Here is a 16,176-nt window from a genome sequence, read left to right on the forward strand (position 1 = left end):
AGCTCGTAGAAAAAGCACCACTTACACTTTAACAACTAAAATTGCTGCACTCAGAGATATAATCAGGAACCTGCGACCAATCTTACGACCACGCAGAAATAGCCTTCTCCTGATATTTTCGCTCATGAATGTCGCATGTTTTACCCATTAAAACTTACCCCTTAAATCACGGGCCAGCCTCTACCAAATCCTTGCTATCAGCATCATACTCAAACTTTGTCAACTCGGACTTCAGATAATCATCATTGAGCAGCTTCATAAAGAAGTTCTGAGAAACCTTTGTATCCAGTATAATCTGAGCATCAAGAGCATTGATTTTGATCTTCTTACTTAGACTGTGATGCTGCTTGATGAACTGGATTATCTGGTCGTTAGGGACGGTATCAAGAACCCGTGAGTGTGAGATCGCCCTGATCACTTTCCTCGCGAACGTCAAATCCCCGTGAGTTGCTATCCTTTCCTCAAGCACCGCAATATCTTGAATAATATTACGAGCGGTGAGCGTCGCGAGCTTTACAGTGGCGTCAGCCTTCACTGCTTCCTTGAAGCCAAAAAACTTCTCAAGAACCTTAAAGTTTGTGACAAACACATCAGTTCCATTATAAATGAAATCGATGGTATGCCCCATCCGGATAATATCCTGATCAAGCTTCTCAAAGCGATCCTGAGCTATGCCTGCACGCAGTAGACTGAAGCCATTCCTACGATAGGTGTTGGTAGGATAGTGATGCTTGTAGACTGCGAGGCTTTCATTCCCATTCCCCAACACCACTACTATCGCCTTCAAATTTGTGACTGAATCATTTGCATGATTGAAGTCGGCAATGGTAGCCGGTGCATCAAGCGTACTTTTCAACACCTCCAGCTGAGACGGATAGTTTGGAAGGTTGTACCGAAAGATTGCATCCTGGCGTAGGTCAATCGCTGTGAGATCTCGTAAGACGTAATCCGTCTCAAAAAACTCTTGAAGTTCTAGCTTCAACTCTGCAGTCAAAGCCAGCTGAGCATCGCGTGACAGCTCCACCTTTCGAGCAACGAACGCATTTTGCTCTCGCAAAATGAAGAACATAATCCCCACTGTTTGCTGATCATTTGCCAGAGTTTGTGCGGTCAGTCGCAATGCATCTATGCTCATGCCTTCCTTCCAGATACGAATTTTTCGTCGATTGTCGTAAACACTACCTTATCCAACTCATTGATACGCTGAGTTGTGATCATTACTTTGCTGACGCCATTCACCTCAAGCTTGTAAAGCCTGAATCCGAGTATCGCCAAAGTTGGATTCGCGTAAAATTTATCTGTCTTGACGTAAATTTGGCCAATAACAAACAAGAGGATAAATAGCGCAATGATGTATCTAATATTGTCTAAATTAAAGCAGATCAGAGGAACGATATAGGTTGTAAGAAAAGTGAGATGCTCATAGCTCAAATCCTCCACTTTGCTTGCAACAGCCGGCAGACCTACATTCGACTGAATCCTGCATTTAAACCGATAATAACAAAGAGCCACGAGCCCGATGAAAACCAATGAAATTAACGGCAGGACATTAGTTCGAACAAGCGCCAGAGTTCCCACATAATGGCAATCCGCCCCAAAACAAATTGGGATGTCTACCTTAACTACAATCATCAGCACAAACAGAAGCCAAAGCGATATTATATAAAGCTCAAACTTCATTACAGTCTGGCGAAATTGTAGCTGTCGTTCCTGACTACTCATCCAGCACCCGCTCCCTAGCGAGTGGCAGCGATCGATTCGCTGCCATCAGCGGAGAGTAGCATAATGATGGCACGCAATGCGGGGGGAAGTCTCTTTTAGTGAGCCTACCTGCAATGGAAAGTGAGCGCTCTTAGGCAGCTCAATCAGAGGATGCGCCTGGTAAGAAGACACCAATCACAGCGAACAATCTCGATAGGGCTCAGGTTTCCGGCTTAAACCGTCTAGAGTACAAATGTACTCCATCATGGAAAGCCCGATGGTAGACACCTCAAATGGTGCTGTGCTAGCTTTCAGCTTCCGATGTACCTGCATCGAGCGGTCGGCACGCAAAGGCTACATCCACAGGTTGCATTACCCTCCTCTAGCACGCACTTCGACGAAGTCAGTGGGCAGCCGACACCCTGGCACCGGAGAACTGCATGCGCATTCCAATCTTTTTGATAGACCTCAACCGTAAGCATGGTTTCAAGCGCCTAGCCAAATGGGTTTTCAAGCGCTTACCAGCAGAAACGTCGATTTCTCTTACCCAAATGCACGAAATTCTTGCGATTAGCTTTGGCTACCAAGGGTTCTACGAGCTCAATAAGACTGCTCAAAACACGCCGCCAGTTCATCTCCGTAACCGTGCGGTGCCCGAAATGAATCTGGCGAAGCAGTCCATCAGGAAGACCCTTCTTTTGCGACTGGGAAATGAGGTGGACGAGCGCACGCTGGAAGAAGTCGTGCAAGGTCTCCCACTTAACGTGTTGGCTGCCTACCGGTCGGATCTTCGGCCAGAGCCCAGCAACCACATCGGCCCTAAGCAAACTTCGAGTCAGCGCGTCGCCATGTCATCTGAACAGATTCAGGCCGTCGCAAAAGTGGTTCATTCTTCTGGAGATCTCAGAGATCAGGCACTGCTGGCTTGCATGTTGACTGGGGTACGAGCTCTTGAATATCTGAGTGCCAGGTACGGCCAATCAATTTCAAGTCCCCCCAGACACATTGACTCCGGACGAACCCCACTTGCGACTATTCCGCATAGCTGCCAGCTCATCATAGAGAAATATGCAACAGCGCAAGGTTTAGTAGAAGGTGACTTTCTGTTTCCATCTCGTAGGAACTCACAGCTCCCCATGAGCCCTCATAGTCTACAGCGGCTCTGTGCCCAATGGGCTCGGGAGGCAGGCCTTGAGGAAGGCAGCTTCTCTCCGCACCGTGTGCGTATTTCGACTGCAGCCTACAAGGACTACTTGGCAATGGGGCCCAGCCGTGAGGGAACCTCTTCTAGCGCTAAGCTCTAGTTGGGCTCTAGAGACCAGAAGCGTGTGAGACTGAGTAGGTCATCGAGCCAGACTGTCTAGCTGGACTATCGAAGGCGGGGCCCGAGCAGTTGACGCCTGGGCCACGTTCTACCAACACCCTTCAGCGCTTGCTAGAGCCCATCATCTTGAGCATTCAGGTGCGCAGCCAAGACATCCCCGTGGCATGCAGCGGGCTTGCAGTGGCACGCGATTACCTTGCCGCGGATGATGCCCAGATTATGCTCGAGGTTTTCTGATGCCTTCAGAAAGCCGCGACCGAAGTCATAGGCGAATTTCCGGATGACCTCGTCTCGGTCACCGTCCTGGCCCATCTGGTATGGGTTTCCCCAGATAGTGCCTCGACCGATGTACACGTCGTAGACGTCTCCTCGATCCTTGTTTACCACCAGCGTGAGCTGCAGGGGAACAACACGGGTAGGAATTCCTGCCAGGATCAAGGCACCTCTCAACTCGGCAAAGCACTCGCGATCCTCAAATAGAATTGCGTGAGTTGATTTCTCGACAGCGCCATTCAAATCTTCCAGCAGCTCGAAGGGTATGCCCCGCTCTTCCGCATAGGCATTCACATATCCGTTGGGGTCAGACATCGCGACCAGCCGCACCTCATGGGATTGGCTGGTGTAGAACTGCACCTTCCTCTGCAGCTTAGAGAAGCAGAGGAATTCCTTCGGGTAGGCGATGAGGATGGTCTTGGTATCACTCATACGAGATGCTTGACGTCGATCGGCTCGTCGCTCCAGTGCTCTTTTAGATACTCGGTCACGAGGCGACGATGGCATTGATGAGGTTGATGCTCACTGCAGAGTAGGCAGCCTCCGTCCATCAAGTCGCGGCGCACATGCTTCTCGATGTTTCGCTTCGCCATCAGATTCATGAACTTCTCCTCGTACTGCTGCCAGGTGATGTCCTTCTTCTGGTAGGGCGAGAGGATCTCCTTGGTAGGAGCCAGGTCAGGCAGATGGACGTAATCGACGTCACAGATCTCTGTGAGGAAATACCTCAGATCGTCCCGCTTAGCGAAGCCGGAAAGCTGCGAGACGTTGTTCAGCCGAACGTCCACAACACGCTTGGCACCTGAGAGCTTGATCAGAGAGAAGAAGCGTTCAGCCTTCTTCTCGGTGAAGCCGATAGTCAGAATCTTCATGGGCATCCGTTTAGAGAATTGCTGCTACGAGCTTGTAGGCACAGTTGGTGTGAGGATCAATCTCACCCAGGCTCACCGTGAAATAGGTAATGCGGGGGGGATGATACACACCCACCCCTTGCCGCAGAAAATATGCCTTAGCACGCTCATCAGTGATGCTCAGAGCGTACTGATTACCGCTGTAGGTGAACGAGGCGCGAGCGGTCAGCTTAGGGTTGTTCCATTCAGCACTTTCGGCTGATACGGTAACAGAAATATTTTGGGGGCGAATAAGGTACAGCGTCTGTCGCCTGCCAGTTAACAGATCCTCGGGGACGCGATCGTTAACACCGCATCTGCTGCGGTGGCCCAGCTCCCATAGTTGCTCTGGGCGATCTTCAAGCGCCTCGATCTCTTCCAAGGCCAGACGACGTTCCGAAGCCCACAAGGGCGGATGGAGAATGATGTGATTTTCATTCTGATAGGGATGAGGCTGCTCAGCGGAAAACGATATTGTTGTCAGATCGAGTAACTGGGCCGGTTGGCCGTTACCATAGGTACGCTCTGCGTTAGAAATAGAGTCTTTAGGGCGATTGCTGACTGGCCGAATCCAAGAGCCAGGGTTTTGCCCATCCCAGATTTTTCCCGCGATACAGAGCCCCTCATGCTTGATTGAGCTGGCCAAGCACACGAACTGATGCTGATACGGCGGCATAACGAAGATCCCTTTCATAATGGCGAAGCGCCATCCTGATCGTATCTCCGTCGCCTAGCAATGACCGTTCATCGCCGCTTCGCTTGGCTCCAGCCTCGCTTCACACGCCTAGGTCATTTGACACGCGAGCCGTCCGCATTTGCCGCGTTAGCATAGTGACAGGCATCCTCTCCAGCAGGCCATCAACCAGGTGCTGAGCGTGCCTGCTATACAGCGTTACGCGGCTTGAGGATTCGTCTCTGAAAGGCACGACACCATCCACTTCCACCTGGGCAATTTTCAGTAAATTAATCATCTCAAGGCCTACCTCATGCTCATCGAGATGTTCGACCGTTGGCCTTGCGGGAGGCCCTGCTCCTTGCCACAGTTCGACGACGATCTGGTACAGCGCAGATTGCCCGAAATGATCCAGTGCCGCCTTCCAGAGAAGGGCCTCTTGTGAAATGTCGATGCGGTTGCCACTCATGCGAAAGGAGTCACTGCCTTGAAGCTCTACCTTGATTGCGAGTTCACCCAGCTCTCGTCGGAAGCGAAATTGATCTCGCTCGCCTTGGTTGCTGAAGACGGGAGCGAATTCTACGTCGAATTGCTCGACACATGGAGTTATCAGGATTGCAGTGACTTCGTAATCGAGATTGTACTCCCACAGCTCTGGCATGGGAGTTACGCGATGCCCGTTTTTGCCGCGCGTGACGCCCTCTTGACCTTCCTCAAAGGCTTCACGGAGACGCTAGAGATTGTGACCGATGCACCGGCATTCGATTGGGAGCTATTCTGCGAATTCGCCTACGTCGACGGACGCTGGCCTAACAACGTGCTGAACAGGCCCACTGACGCTACAAATCTGGACGCTTGCAACGATGGAGCCCCGTTGCCACACCATGCTCTCTTGGACGCTCGAATCATCGCAGGCATGTTCACTCGGTAAATGGCGAAACCTGTGCCACTTGATGTGTCCACTGACCACCACCCCAAAAGCATGAAACAGGCAATGATATGTGATCCCTGATCACGTCATCCGCTCCACTCTGCTCTCAAGTGACCCGCGTTCACTACGCTGCAATTCCTCGCTGCTTCATGCGCTCCAGGAGAGCCTCAGGGTGAACACGGTAAACCCCAGGGCTAACGCGGAGTGTCATTTTGCGATAGGTCGGGCTATGTGTAGCGCTGGAGATTTCCGAGTTCGACAGAAAGCACCCAGTGGTCGTCTCAGGATCTTCAGGGAAATAGCTAATCAGTTCTTGGCGGGTGATAACCAGGCCGCTTCCCAGATGACCATCAATTACCGCATCAAGGAATCGATCAGCAAACGCGAGGTCTGTCATTGTGCACTTCCTTACTTGAGAGAACGACGGTATACGGCTTTATTGCCGCTGTTACGTGAGACCCATTCTGCTAGACCAGCTAGGTCGACCTGCTTTCGAAACGCCTTTCCAAACGACTTCCTGTCACCAGTGGTCATCAAATGCCAAAGGTCATTTGGGATCACATCCTCAACGAGGAAGGTGTCTCCAAAAGGCACCTTCTCCACCGCTTTCAGGGTCACCTGAACGGCGTGCACCAAATCAACAGCCTCTGCCTCAGGTTGATCCAAAGCAACCGCTAGAAGGTTGTTAAGAACCTCATCTGCAGTGCTTCCCGAGCTACTGCTGAGACCCAGCACAGCAGCCATCAGGTCATCGCGAATCTCAACCAAAACCTTCATGAGCTTACTCCTTTTCTCTCCTTTCCTGGCCAAGCATAGCGATGCCTAACGAAAACCTCAAACCTTTTTACAGGAGTGGAAAGGTTTCTCGCTATCAACCATCATTAACACTGAAACCTGAGGCCTAGAGAGTAGGTTTCGACTTCCGCCCTTAGGTTGGAAAAGGTTAAGCTAAGCTGGCTATGTGCCAGCCAGCAGCAGGGACAAAGGAAAAGTTGGGTGATCAGGGACAGATATGAATGGATCTTCGTCTACAACCTTTCAGTTCGACTAGCATGGGTCACGGATCTCAGAAAAGAGATAGTGGGTACTCGCGCCTTTACATACCACTCTCGCAGCTAAAGCATGGCTCATGCCTTATTTATTTGCTGGCGATGTCTCGCTATTCATGCAAAAAACTATCTCTGACTCAGAACAAACTTGGCAGCAAGTATGTGTTTCACCTGGAGCAATGAAACGACATGAAACTAAATGAAGTTGACCTCCGGGAGCAGGCAGGCAGGGATACGATAAACCGATTTCGTGCTCAGTTCCGAGCGGCACTAATCGAAAGCCTAGCGATCCTAGAAGAAAGCGAAATTGAGCGCATATATTGCGATTACCATGAAGACTACGTCGTAAAATATGTTATTGATGGTGAAACTCGATATCGCTTTGTCCAAGTTAAAACCAAGACGAAGCTTAACGACCAGTACACGATACTTGATATCTTCGGGATCAAAAAACGCCGTAACACGGAGCACAATTTACCCGACAGCTTTGCTGGAAAGCTGTTACCCCACATCAAGAATTTTGGAAAATCATGTCACTCGGTAGAAATCCGAACCAACATTAACTTTGAAGACGAAGTGGAGCAAATCCTCGAGGAAGTAAGAGGAAAGCGCCCAGTAGGTGCGCACACAAAGACATTGATAGCAGAAACTCAAAAACTGATACCTAGCCTAGCCTTTGAATCCGAAGATGTGCATCTTCATTTTCTTTCGCACCTCTGCCTGGAACCAAGGCAACAGATTCTGAGTGAGCAAGACGATCTTTTCGTCTCAATGGCGTCCAATCAAATATATAAATTTAGCGAAGTCCACTTAAAGCCTGACGAAGTTCAAAAAATAATAGTCCGACTTCTTTCAACAATTGAATCTAAATCCGCCGAAATCTTAATTAAAGATATTTCCGCAGCCGAGTTAGATCGAAAGGCCAGTATTGGCATGAAAGATGTCTTGGATGTGCTCTCCATCTCTACATCAACTTATGAGATTTTACGAGACGGCGGTGATGAAAAAGCCATCAAGTCGGCATCAATTCTTCAGCGAACCTTGAAACGCTCGGGATTCTCTTCCAACACCATTGACGCGTTTGCGGGCTATAAGTGCCAATGGGAAGCTTGGCACAGAAAGTATCGCCATGACATACCAGACTTCCTGATGACCATAGCCATTGAGCTCGTAGTTGAAAGCGCTAGAAAACTGGCTTTAGGTGCCATTAAGACAGCAGAAATCACTACCGAAGTAACTACACTACAAACCAAGCTTTGCAACCAATTGATGCGAACTGACATAACCCTTGAACTGACCTTTGGCGCAGTCCTCTCGGAACTGGTAAGAGGCGAAGCAACATGAAACTCGTTGAAGCTATAGAAATCGCCTCCACTGAAGCCCCCTTGATCATTACTCGAAGCGCTCCGCGCTCTCGAAGGGATGCACTTCAGAACGAAAGCTTGTTCCATATGCCACTTATTGCACTTTCGATATTGAGCCTAGCCAAAGGTAGATCGAAACCTAAAGCCGATGAAATTGGCAAGCTCATAGGCCAATGCTTTGAACATAGTCTCGCAACATTCAGCGGCTCGAGCCAAGAACTAGGCTGGTCGGCCAACCTTCGAATCCGAACGGTGAAGGCCCTAACCTTTTTAGAGTCGACTAATTTAATCACCATAAATAAAAATACTTCCAGACTTGAGGCAACCTCGACTGGCAAAAAAATCGTCGATGGAGCAATCGAGTCGGAAGGTGAGCTTTGCGTTTTCCTCCTAACCATCCAACGGGAATACAGGAACATTTGCAAGGAACGCGCAGTAGAGGAAAAACTATGAGATTCGAATCCTTAGAGATTGTCGCCAATGGCCCTAATGGCTGGGGATCAGGCCTGCTTGAGTTCGGCAGTGATATAACTCAACTATTTGCAGAGAATGAAAGCGGAAAAACACCGCTCATAATGTCCACCCTATTCTGCTTGGGAATGGATGTAAAATTTCGTGCAGACATCACTAGAAATTGCAAGTCAGCAATATTACAAATCGCGATAAATGATAAAAAGATAACTCTCCAGCGCTCCATCGGAGAAAAGTTTGACCTAACTGTCCACGAAAGCTCGAAAACCATCAATCGCTTTTATAATGACGAGGATTTTTCGCGATTCTTTTTAAACCTCATAAATATCAAAACCAATAAACTAATCACCACTAGCGGCACACCTACCCTCCCATATTTTTCAAGCTTAATACCGCTTTTTTACTTAGATCAAGATCATGGATATTTGGAGTTTTACGCAGCACGTCAGTCTTTCGTCAAAGACCAATACTCCGAAATGGTTAGATTGTTGGTAGGCCTCCCACCTTTCAATTTATATGACAAGAAACGCACTGGTATAGAACTAAAAAAAGAGGCTGACTATCTCGATACATCTATCGTCTCGAGCCGAAAACTTTTGGAACGTCTACAGCAAGACTTGACAGCTCCTATCCGCACAATTGATACGCTAGAGAAAAAACTAGAACGTTCCAAAACACGACTGGAAGAGCTGAAAAACACTAAAAATGTTAAGAGCGAAGCTCTGTCTGGTCTTGACGATTTGATAGCAGAGCAACGAGTACGATACCGCGAACTTAGCAATGAATCCATACAGCTCGAGTCAAAGATATCCAGTGCCAAGCTAATTCGAGACGAAATAGAAAGCGAAATTCAAACACTAAACTTGAATGAGGACGCTCGAAGAGCCTTCATATCTTTCTCCGAGCTATGCACCACGCCGAACTGCGGCATGTTCATGGCCAGTGCCGAGTCATATGGCAAGAGCCTTCTCTATTTGAGAGACCAGATAAAGGATTTAGAGATTTCTACTGCCGCAAACATTCAAGCCGCAGAAAGATTGGAGATCGCGAAATCGCTAACCAATCGCCATATCGAATCCTTTATACACAAGCGTTCAATCGCCGAGCGCGAGGCTGGAATAGATGCATTCATTGAGGCAATTAGCACCACGACATCAGATATCTTCGAGCTTCAACTTGAGCTGGGCAAGCTAAAAAAGGTAGAAGCTCAGAAAACCAACCACGCCAATTTGCTGGCTCGTCGCGACAAGACGCTGTCACTCTTAGAGGCGGCCCAAAAACCAAGCGAACAATCTGCTGAGGTAATTACATTCCGTCTACGGCTGTCGCAGGCCATGACCAAATGGCTGGATACTTTGCATGCGCGCAATGTATCGAATCAAATCAAAATCGACTCCAACCTAAAACCAATGATGGGAGATGAGAAGCTTGAAATATTCAAAGGCAGCTCAAAGACCCGTACAGTTCTTGCATTCCACGCCGCACTATTCGAAATATGTCTAGAAGACAAAAACTCTCCTTTCAGGATATTAATCCTGGACACCCCAAAACAGCAGGACATTCCCGACATTCATCTGTCTGATTACATAGAAGAACTTAAGTCGCTCGCCTCGAAAAATAATGCCCAAGTTATATTCTCAACCTCGAGCTATAGATATCAAATCGACCCAGCAACTGACAAAGAATGGCTTCCAAAATTTGGCAATGGAGAGGATGCTATGTACCTAGGCATTCCAAACCAATAGTACCTTAGCAATTGCCAGATGTATACTGGCAACCATCATGGCGTGGTCGCAATACCTGCGTACCACGCCGATAGCTTAGCAATTAGGCAAGCCAAGACTCGACTTCATCAGCACCATATTGAGCTTTCCACTCTTTCAGGAGCTTGTGATTGCCGCCTTTGGTTTCGATTATTTCACCGTTGTGCGGGTTCTTGTACTGCTTCACCTGACGCTCACGGCGCGGCGCTTTTTCGACACCAGCAGGAGCGGCAACACGTCGGCCCGCCTGGGGATCTAGGATGTTGATGATATCGCGCAGGCTGTAGCCATACTGGCCAAGCAAATCACGCAATTTGGTCTCAAATTCAATTTCTTTCTGCAGCTCAGAGCTGCCTTTCAGGGCCTCAAGCTCTGCGAGTTGTGCAGCGAGCTGCTGCTCCAGTTGACGAAATTCTGCCAAACGGGACATAGGGAATCCTTGGTGCGGTTAGTAGAAGTCAGGCTCACATCGTAAACCATCGAGATCTATTTGTTGCTACAGGATATGGGCGCTCTAGGGGGTTCTTTTGTATCGAAGGAGGCCTGGTTGCAATCCCGCTGATGACCTTAGTCCTGGTTTTGAGCCAAATCATGGCTCAGGGTACTGCTTTAGTCATGATGGTTCCGAACGTTGCCCTTGCACTTTGGCAGCATCAGCAAATTTCGAAATTCAGGCTAGCAAGGTCACGACATTGGGAGCAGCCAATCGCTAAAAAGGGCTGAGGGAAAACTGGCTTGCTTATGGGATATTGTCGAGGTCACAGGGTATGGCTGTGCAGAATGCTTGAATCTGCATCTCAAGCCAATCTCCTCCTACTCAATACATCTCAGTGGATTGACTGGCCTAGCGTACCGGCCTTGTGCAACTGGTAGTCTATGACGGTTTGATACAGGTGATCAGTCTCAAGACGGAGCCTTTCGACCTCCTCGGCTGGTCGCCCTTCATCCATCGCCTGCTGGTGGGCCCGGATGGCTTGGAGAGCCTGCAGCAATAGCGGCTCGCCGGCTTCTGCCATACCCAGGATCGTTCTTTTCACTGCGACCTCGCACTGGATCTGTGGGCCCGATGGATGCTCAGGTGCTCAAGCTCCTGCTGCCACACCGCCACGAACTTCTCGAAGTCGCGCAGGTAGGGCCCCTCTGCCAGGCGGGTAGAGCCAACACTTGCCGCTTGGAAGCGCTGCAGCCATGGCTCGGGGATGCTGTCCTCGACGACCAGCTGAACGCCGTTGTGGAGCTTCGTATTGATCACATCGACGAGCTCCTGGGCGGAGAGCTGATCACCGCTCACGACCCCCTGCAGGCCCTGTTCAACCTCGTTGAGTTCAGTCAGCACCTTTTCAGCACGAGCGTCCCCAGGCTGTAGATCGGCAAGTGCCCACAGCGCTCTGCGCCTCGCGATCTCCAGGCTTCGTAGTCGATGATCAATCGTCACATCACTTCTCCCTGCTGGAGGTGGGCGTCACAGGCCAAGTTCGACTTCTAACTGCGATCCCCGCAAGGTACGGGTGAGCTCGCCTCTCGGCAGTCTTGCCAGGATTCCATCGGCGAGGTCATTGGCGTGCCGGGCGTACAACGTGACAACACCGGGTACAGGCACGCGATCTGGAACGAGGGCCCCGACTCGCACCTGGGCAATTTTCAGTATATTCACGACATCAGCGGGTAGCGTGTCGGTCGACAGGTGCTCGACGGTCGGCCTTGTGGGAGGGCTCGCACCGCCCCACAGATCTACAATCGTTTCCAACAGCTTTTCGGGGCCGAAATACGCCAAGGCGATTTTCCACAGGCAGCCTTCCTGGGACAATTTCAGGCGGGCCCTAGTCATTGCAGAGGTTCCAACAGATGAAGCTCTTTCTCGATTGTGAGTTCACTCAGCTCACCGCGCAGGCAAATCTGATCTCCCTGGCTCTGGTTGGCCAGGATCGCCGGGAATTCTACGTGGAAGTGATCGACGCGTGGCGAGAAGAAGACTGCAGTGATTTCGTGAAAGAGATCGTACTGCCGCAGTTGTGGGGTGGTGAGTACGCCATGCCAATCATCGAGGCCAGAGCGGCGCTCCTGCGGTTCCTGGCAACCTATGACGAAGAGCTCAAGATTGTCACAGACGCACCTGCCTACGACTGGGAGCTGTTCTGCGAGCTCGCCTATCACGATGGAAAATGGCCCCAGAACGTCAGGAACTTCCCCACCGATGCCACGACCCTGACCGCGACGAATGATGGGGAAGAACTGCCTCATCACGCCCTGCTCGACGCCAGGATCATCGCTGGGATATTTGCGTGAGGCCGTAAGTGGACAACCTTCCTAGCTCCCAGTGAGGCACTGGCATTTGGCCTCTCCACTTCACGACCTTTTCACATGCCCTATGCGAACGTCAGTAATCCCTACGTGTGATAGAAGCTCCCTTGCCCGCCCCCAGCGGGCTTTCTTTTGCCTGTATAAACTTGCAGAGCGGCTGTGTTCCTCTGAGCTTGGTAGCTGATTGCGTTGATGGTTGGAGAGCGCCGGCAGCTAGTGGGTAGGTAACAATATCTGGAAAGTGGTGCCGGATGCCAGAGTCGACTGAACGTCAATTGTCCCACCATGACGGGCCACGATTTCTCCAACGATGAAAAGTCCAAGGCCTAGCCCACCCGAAGCCTCATGGTGCTCCGAAGTCAGACGCGAGTATCGGCCTTGAGGGTCAAACAAGTGAGGCAATACGTCAGGTGGAATGGGTTTACCCCAGTTATGCACGGTGAACTCTACCGCCGCAGGGTTCTGGGTCAACGTTACGGTAATGGGCTTGGCATGATCGCCATGGTGAAATGCATTAGCGATCAGGTTGGAGAACACCTACCCCATTCGAGCCGCGTCAAACTGGCCCTGAGCCGGACTTCCCCCTTGAAGATTCACCGTGATCTCAGGTCGAGAAACACGAAGTTCCTCCACGAGCGCTTTACACACCAGAGATAAATCGACGTCCTCTTTTTGGACAGGGATACCCGATCCGAGATTCGCTTTGGCCAAATCTAGCAGATCAGTCACGATTTGCTTAGACCGTCCCACATTCGCGGCGACCTGATTTGCAACCCTCAGATCACCCTCTGAAAGATTGCCTTTACGGCACAGCATTTCTGCCCCCAAGAGGGCTGCAGTCAAAGGCGTTCGCAGGTCATGTCCGAGCACACCAAGAACCAGTTTCCGGGTAGTCTCGACGGCTATGCCGTATGAAGTGATGGACTCGCCCAAGGCTTGATCAATGGCCTCGTTGAAACGAACCATGTCGTCGACGTCATGAGGCTCCCCGGCCAATTGCTGGGATAGCCATAAGCGGATCACGCTAGCGCGCAGCGCTCGATATTCGGCAACGACCTGGTCGAGTGAGAATCCAGCTTCAAGGCGGGTCACAGCATGTAGCTGGGCGGCGGTCTCTAGCGGGTTAGGCGCCTGCATACCTCGGGACTTTTCAAACTGCTGAATTGCTGACTGAGGCGAGACCATATCAGCTGCCACGGTACGCAAAATGCCCTCTGCATGATTTCGTAGGCCAGCATCGTCAAGATCGGGCAGAGGCGTGTCTACGGTGCGCGCAAAATTCTCCCAAGCCTGCAGTATGGATTCCATCTCTTGAAGAATGAATTCGGCCAATCTCATTGGGCACTCGTGCTCACAGTACGGCACATCAGCATAGACCAGACTTATTACTGACGATCTGGTTCACGCTCCCCTCCAGCAACTAGAGCGTAACCATCTCCCGCTCAATGGATGGCCTGAGGTGCTCAGGCATGTTGTTGTGAACGTGGAAGTCGACCGGTACGCCCACCAAAGCCTGAAGCTCGTCTTCGAGCTCGGCGATGTCGAACAAGGAAATCTTGCCAGCCATTGCTGGAGGGATGGTGGCGAGCAGATCAAGGTCACTCCCTTCGTGGTCATCGCCTCGAGCGATAGAGCCGAAGAGTTTCGGCTCAATGAAGCCATAGGCCTTGATGAGGCCCCGAATCTCCCTTTCCCTTCCTCGTATCGCGTCAGTGGGCCTCATGCCTTTCTCCTTGAAACACGGTCTTTCTGGTTGAGTGAACAGACCGATTCGCCTTGGCAGATGCTCACCGATGGCCCCGGCGTATCGGCATTTTGGTGCTCGTCTTTCCGGAGCTCAAACTGCTCGTTAGACTCGGTATCACGCGTTCGACGACCAGGCGACTCCGACCACTTTTTTGATCAGGGACGACACGACTATGCCTTCCATGCGCCCCTCGCAGTACGCCATGCAACAGCGTACCGACGATGGCCCTTTCCTCTTGTTTGAACGTGAAGAGTACCTCGGTGAGTTCGAGGAAGATGTGCTATCCCCACACCATGCAGACAGTGGGTTTGAGCCTGAAGAAGACATTGAGGACTATGGAATTTCACGTGTGTTCTACAGCGATGTGCCGCTGCCGAACGACTCGCCGGATTGGCACCTGATACTGGAAGTGACTTCGGAAGATCTGACGATCTACCCCATCTACGCCCGGTCGGGCCATGCGAGATACGGCAAGCCAAAATACGACAGCATCAAGTCGATCAGGATAACTCGTTCGGTCTACCGGCCATACACCCATCCTGGCAACGAATACGATCTCGAATTGTTGCTGGGCTCGCTCCCTGAAGGTTTCGCGAAAGACTGGCGGCACGGTCTTGGGTTGCTCTACGAGTACCGCTTCATCGTTCAGGCAGTGGCCAGCATTCAAGGGGTGGAAACCATCATGCTGCACGGCCAGGATGGCCGAAACGACACCGTGGTGGAGGGAGAAACCTATCTCCTGGGGGTTGAGCAGTTCCAGCGTTTGAGGAAGCATCTGGATCGCCTGACGCAGCGTCATCAACGTGAGACTGCGGAAGACAAAAGGTTGGTCTGCTATGCCGGTCTGCTACACAAAGCTTCACCTGAGAATTACCCAGCAAGAGCAAGGCGACTTCCTCCTGACTTCCTTGCCAACCTTGTGGCTCTGGGATCCGGGCCAACTCGCCTTTCCCTGAAGGATCAAAAGCAGGCGGCGGCTCTTGCTCAGCAGAGCGTGCCGGCGCTCGCAAAAACTGCCCGACGTACTCTGTACAACCTCAAATCGGAAATCGAGCTCGTCACCCTCGGACAACTCATCGCAGCGTACCGAAGCATGCTGGACGGCAACGCCAACGAGAACAGGTGGCAGCGTTTCCTCAGTGAAAACTCGTTCGTCCTGGATATGGCGTTCGGGTATCCCGTGAAGTTGATTGCAGAACAACCCTATGTCGGTGGCAAGGACATCAATGGGCAAGGAGGCCAGTATTCCGACTTCGTGATGGCGGCAAAGGCCACCGGGAATCTTGCTCTGATCGAAATCAAACACCCTCAGCACGACCTACTGGGGAAACCCTACCGCAAGACCTACGTCCCCTCTTATGAACTAAGTGGATCCGTGGCTCAGGTGATCAGCCAGCGGAGCGTTCTGCAGAAGAACATCCTTGGGCTTACCGAAGATCTCGATGAGCGCGTCCACGCACATGCTGTGGCGGCCATCGTCATCATCGGGCGCAATCCAACAAAGGTCGTTGAGCAGCGTGCCTTTGAGCAGTACCGCAACAGCTTGAAGGATGTCCTGGTGATCACTTTCGATGAAATGCTGGAACGGCTCGAAGCCATTCACAAAGCCTTGGCACCGAAGCCCCCAGTTGTCCTTGAGCCCATTAGCGACGAAGACCTGCCCTTCTAGACTGCCGTACCGCGAGCACA

General features: G+C 51.1%; 22 protein-coding genes. 7 read left to right on the forward strand and 15 right to left on the reverse strand.

Annotation, left to right across the window (positions count from 1 at the left end; genetic code table 11):
* Window positions 1-166: 166 nt before the first annotated feature.
* Complete coding sequence (gene kwaB, locus QYE47_RS13655; protein WP_154211925.1) at window positions 167-1,135, reverse strand: anti-phage protein KwaB; 969 nt, start codon at window positions 1,133-1,135, stop codon at window positions 167-169.
* Window positions 1,132-1,722, reverse strand: coding sequence for an anti-phage protein KwaA (kwaA, locus tag QYE47_RS13660; RefSeq protein WP_154211926.1), 591 nt, complete (start codon window positions 1,720-1,722; stop codon window positions 1,132-1,134). The genes kwaB and kwaA overlap by 4 nt, the downstream gene beginning before the upstream one ends.
* A gap of 419 nt (window positions 1,723-2,141) precedes the next feature.
* Between kwaA and QYE47_RS13665 the strand changes: the two genes are divergently transcribed.
* Entirely contained in the window at window positions 2,142-3,005 is an 864-nt protein-coding gene (locus tag QYE47_RS13665) for a hypothetical protein (protein ID WP_301159068.1), read from the forward strand.
* Between the two features lie 131 nt (window positions 3,006-3,136).
* On the opposite strand, the gene QYE47_RS13670 is transcribed toward QYE47_RS13665, so the two are convergent.
* From QYE47_RS13670 to QYE47_RS13685, 4 genes are all read right to left on the reverse strand, one after another.
* Window positions 3,137-3,730, reverse strand: coding sequence for a DUF4326 domain-containing protein (locus tag QYE47_RS13670; protein WP_301159069.1), 594 nt, complete (start codon window positions 3,728-3,730; stop codon window positions 3,137-3,139).
* Complete coding sequence (locus QYE47_RS13675; protein WP_301159070.1) at window positions 3,727-4,170, reverse strand: DUF488 family protein; 444 nt, start codon at window positions 4,168-4,170, stop codon at window positions 3,727-3,729. Before QYE47_RS13675 ends, QYE47_RS13670 begins: the two co-directional genes overlap by 4 nt.
* Window positions 4,171-4,180: 10 nt before the next feature.
* Window positions 4,181-4,882, reverse strand: coding sequence for a hypothetical protein (locus QYE47_RS13680; RefSeq protein ID WP_301159071.1), 702 nt, complete (start codon window positions 4,880-4,882; stop codon window positions 4,181-4,183).
* A gap of 82 nt (window positions 4,883-4,964) precedes the next feature.
* On the reverse strand, window positions 4,965-5,330 hold the full coding sequence (locus tag QYE47_RS13685) for a hypothetical protein (protein ID WP_301159072.1): 366 nt from the start codon (window positions 5,328-5,330) through the stop codon (window positions 4,965-4,967).
* A gap of 18 nt (window positions 5,331-5,348) precedes the next feature.
* On the opposite strand from QYE47_RS13685, the gene QYE47_RS13690 reads away from it, so the two are divergent.
* Window positions 5,349-5,792, forward strand: coding sequence for a 3'-5' exoribonuclease (locus QYE47_RS13690; protein WP_301159073.1), 444 nt, complete (start codon window positions 5,349-5,351; stop codon window positions 5,790-5,792).
* Window positions 5,793-5,916: 124 nt separating this feature from the next.
* Here the strand turns inward: QYE47_RS13690 and QYE47_RS13695 are convergent, their stop codons facing one another.
* Together QYE47_RS13695 and QYE47_RS13700 are read right to left on the reverse strand one after the other, a co-directional pair.
* A complete protein-coding gene (locus tag QYE47_RS13695; RefSeq protein WP_280087025.1) occupies window positions 5,917-6,189 on the reverse strand; it encodes a hypothetical protein in 273 nt (90 codons plus the stop codon).
* Window positions 6,190-6,200: 11 nt separating this feature from the next.
* The gene (locus tag QYE47_RS13700; protein WP_088512368.1) at window positions 6,201-6,569 is read right to left on the reverse strand and encodes a DUF1413 domain-containing protein; all 369 of its coding nucleotides are present in this window, start codon (window positions 6,567-6,569) and stop codon (window positions 6,201-6,203) included.
* A gap of 461 nt (window positions 6,570-7,030) precedes the next feature.
* On the opposite strand from QYE47_RS13700, the gene QYE47_RS13705 reads away from it, so the two are divergent.
* Genes QYE47_RS13705 through QYE47_RS13715 form a run of 3 tightly spaced genes read left to right on the forward strand, consistent with a single transcriptional unit; the run spans window position 7,031 to window position 10,421 of the window.
* Window positions 7,031-8,185, forward strand: coding sequence for a dsDNA nuclease domain-containing protein (locus QYE47_RS13705; RefSeq protein WP_088512369.1), 1,155 nt, complete (start codon window positions 7,031-7,033; stop codon window positions 8,183-8,185).
* Window positions 8,182-8,658, forward strand: coding sequence for a hypothetical protein (locus QYE47_RS13710; protein WP_088512370.1), 477 nt, complete (start codon window positions 8,182-8,184; stop codon window positions 8,656-8,658). The genes QYE47_RS13705 and QYE47_RS13710 overlap by 4 nt, the downstream gene beginning before the upstream one ends.
* Window positions 8,655-10,421 carry a hypothetical protein gene (locus QYE47_RS13715; RefSeq protein ID WP_301159074.1) on the forward strand — a complete coding sequence of 589 codons (1,767 nt, stop codon included), beginning with the start codon at window positions 8,655-8,657 and terminating at the stop codon, window positions 10,419-10,421. The genes QYE47_RS13710 and QYE47_RS13715 overlap by 4 nt, the downstream gene beginning before the upstream one ends.
* Window positions 10,422-10,503: 82 nt before the next feature.
* On the opposite strand, the gene QYE47_RS13720 is transcribed toward QYE47_RS13715, so the two are convergent.
* From QYE47_RS13720 to QYE47_RS13735, 4 genes are all read right to left on the reverse strand, one after another.
* Window positions 10,504-10,869, reverse strand: a complete 366-nt coding sequence (locus QYE47_RS13720; RefSeq protein ID WP_301159075.1) for a histone-like nucleoid-structuring protein, MvaT/MvaU family — start codon at window positions 10,867-10,869, stop codon at window positions 10,504-10,506.
* 397 nt (window positions 10,870-11,266) lie between these two features.
* On the reverse strand, window positions 11,267-11,455 hold the full coding sequence (locus QYE47_RS13725; protein WP_247722176.1) for a hypothetical protein: 189 nt from the start codon (window positions 11,453-11,455) through the stop codon (window positions 11,267-11,269).
* A gap of 17 nt (window positions 11,456-11,472) precedes the next feature.
* Entirely contained in the window at window positions 11,473-11,874 is a 402-nt protein-coding gene (locus QYE47_RS13730) for a hypothetical protein (protein ID WP_301159076.1), read from the reverse strand.
* A 27-nt stretch (window positions 11,875-11,901) separates the two neighbouring features.
* Window positions 11,902-12,267, reverse strand: coding sequence for a hypothetical protein (locus tag QYE47_RS13735; protein WP_301159077.1), 366 nt, complete (start codon window positions 12,265-12,267; stop codon window positions 11,902-11,904).
* A 17-nt stretch (window positions 12,268-12,284) separates the two neighbouring features.
* Here QYE47_RS13735 and QYE47_RS13740 point away from each other — a divergent pair, with 17 nt between their 5' ends.
* Window positions 12,285-12,725: a 3'-5' exoribonuclease gene (locus tag QYE47_RS13740; protein WP_301159078.1), complete on the forward strand. Its 441-nt coding sequence runs from the start codon at window positions 12,285-12,287 to the stop codon at window positions 12,723-12,725.
* 228 nt (window positions 12,726-12,953) lie between these two features.
* Here the strand turns inward: QYE47_RS13740 and QYE47_RS27290 are convergent, their stop codons facing one another.
* From QYE47_RS27290 to QYE47_RS13750, 3 genes are all read right to left on the reverse strand, one after another.
* The gene (locus QYE47_RS27290; RefSeq protein ID WP_367317248.1) at window positions 12,954-13,277 is read right to left on the reverse strand and encodes a sensor histidine kinase; all 324 of its coding nucleotides are present in this window, start codon (window positions 13,275-13,277) and stop codon (window positions 12,954-12,956) included.
* Entirely contained in the window at window positions 13,278-14,078 is an 801-nt protein-coding gene (locus tag QYE47_RS13745) for a histidine kinase dimerization/phospho-acceptor domain-containing protein (RefSeq protein WP_367317249.1), read from the reverse strand.
* An 82-nt stretch (window positions 14,079-14,160) separates the two neighbouring features.
* Complete coding sequence (locus QYE47_RS13750; RefSeq protein WP_301159079.1) at window positions 14,161-14,463, reverse strand: nucleotidyltransferase family protein; 303 nt, start codon at window positions 14,461-14,463, stop codon at window positions 14,161-14,163.
* Window positions 14,464-14,689: 226 nt separating this feature from the next.
* Here QYE47_RS13750 and QYE47_RS13755 point away from each other — a divergent pair, with 226 nt between their 5' ends.
* Entirely contained in the window at window positions 14,690-16,156 is a 1,467-nt protein-coding gene (locus QYE47_RS13755; protein ID WP_301159080.1) for a Shedu immune nuclease family protein, read from the forward strand.
* Window positions 16,157-16,176 lie beyond the last annotated feature (20 nt).

It is taken from the genome of Pseudomonas sp. 2,4-D (genome assembly GCF_030418155.1).
In the GTDB taxonomy this organism is placed as follows: Bacteria; Pseudomonadota; Gammaproteobacteria; order Pseudomonadales; family Pseudomonadaceae; genus Aquipseudomonas; species Aquipseudomonas alloputida.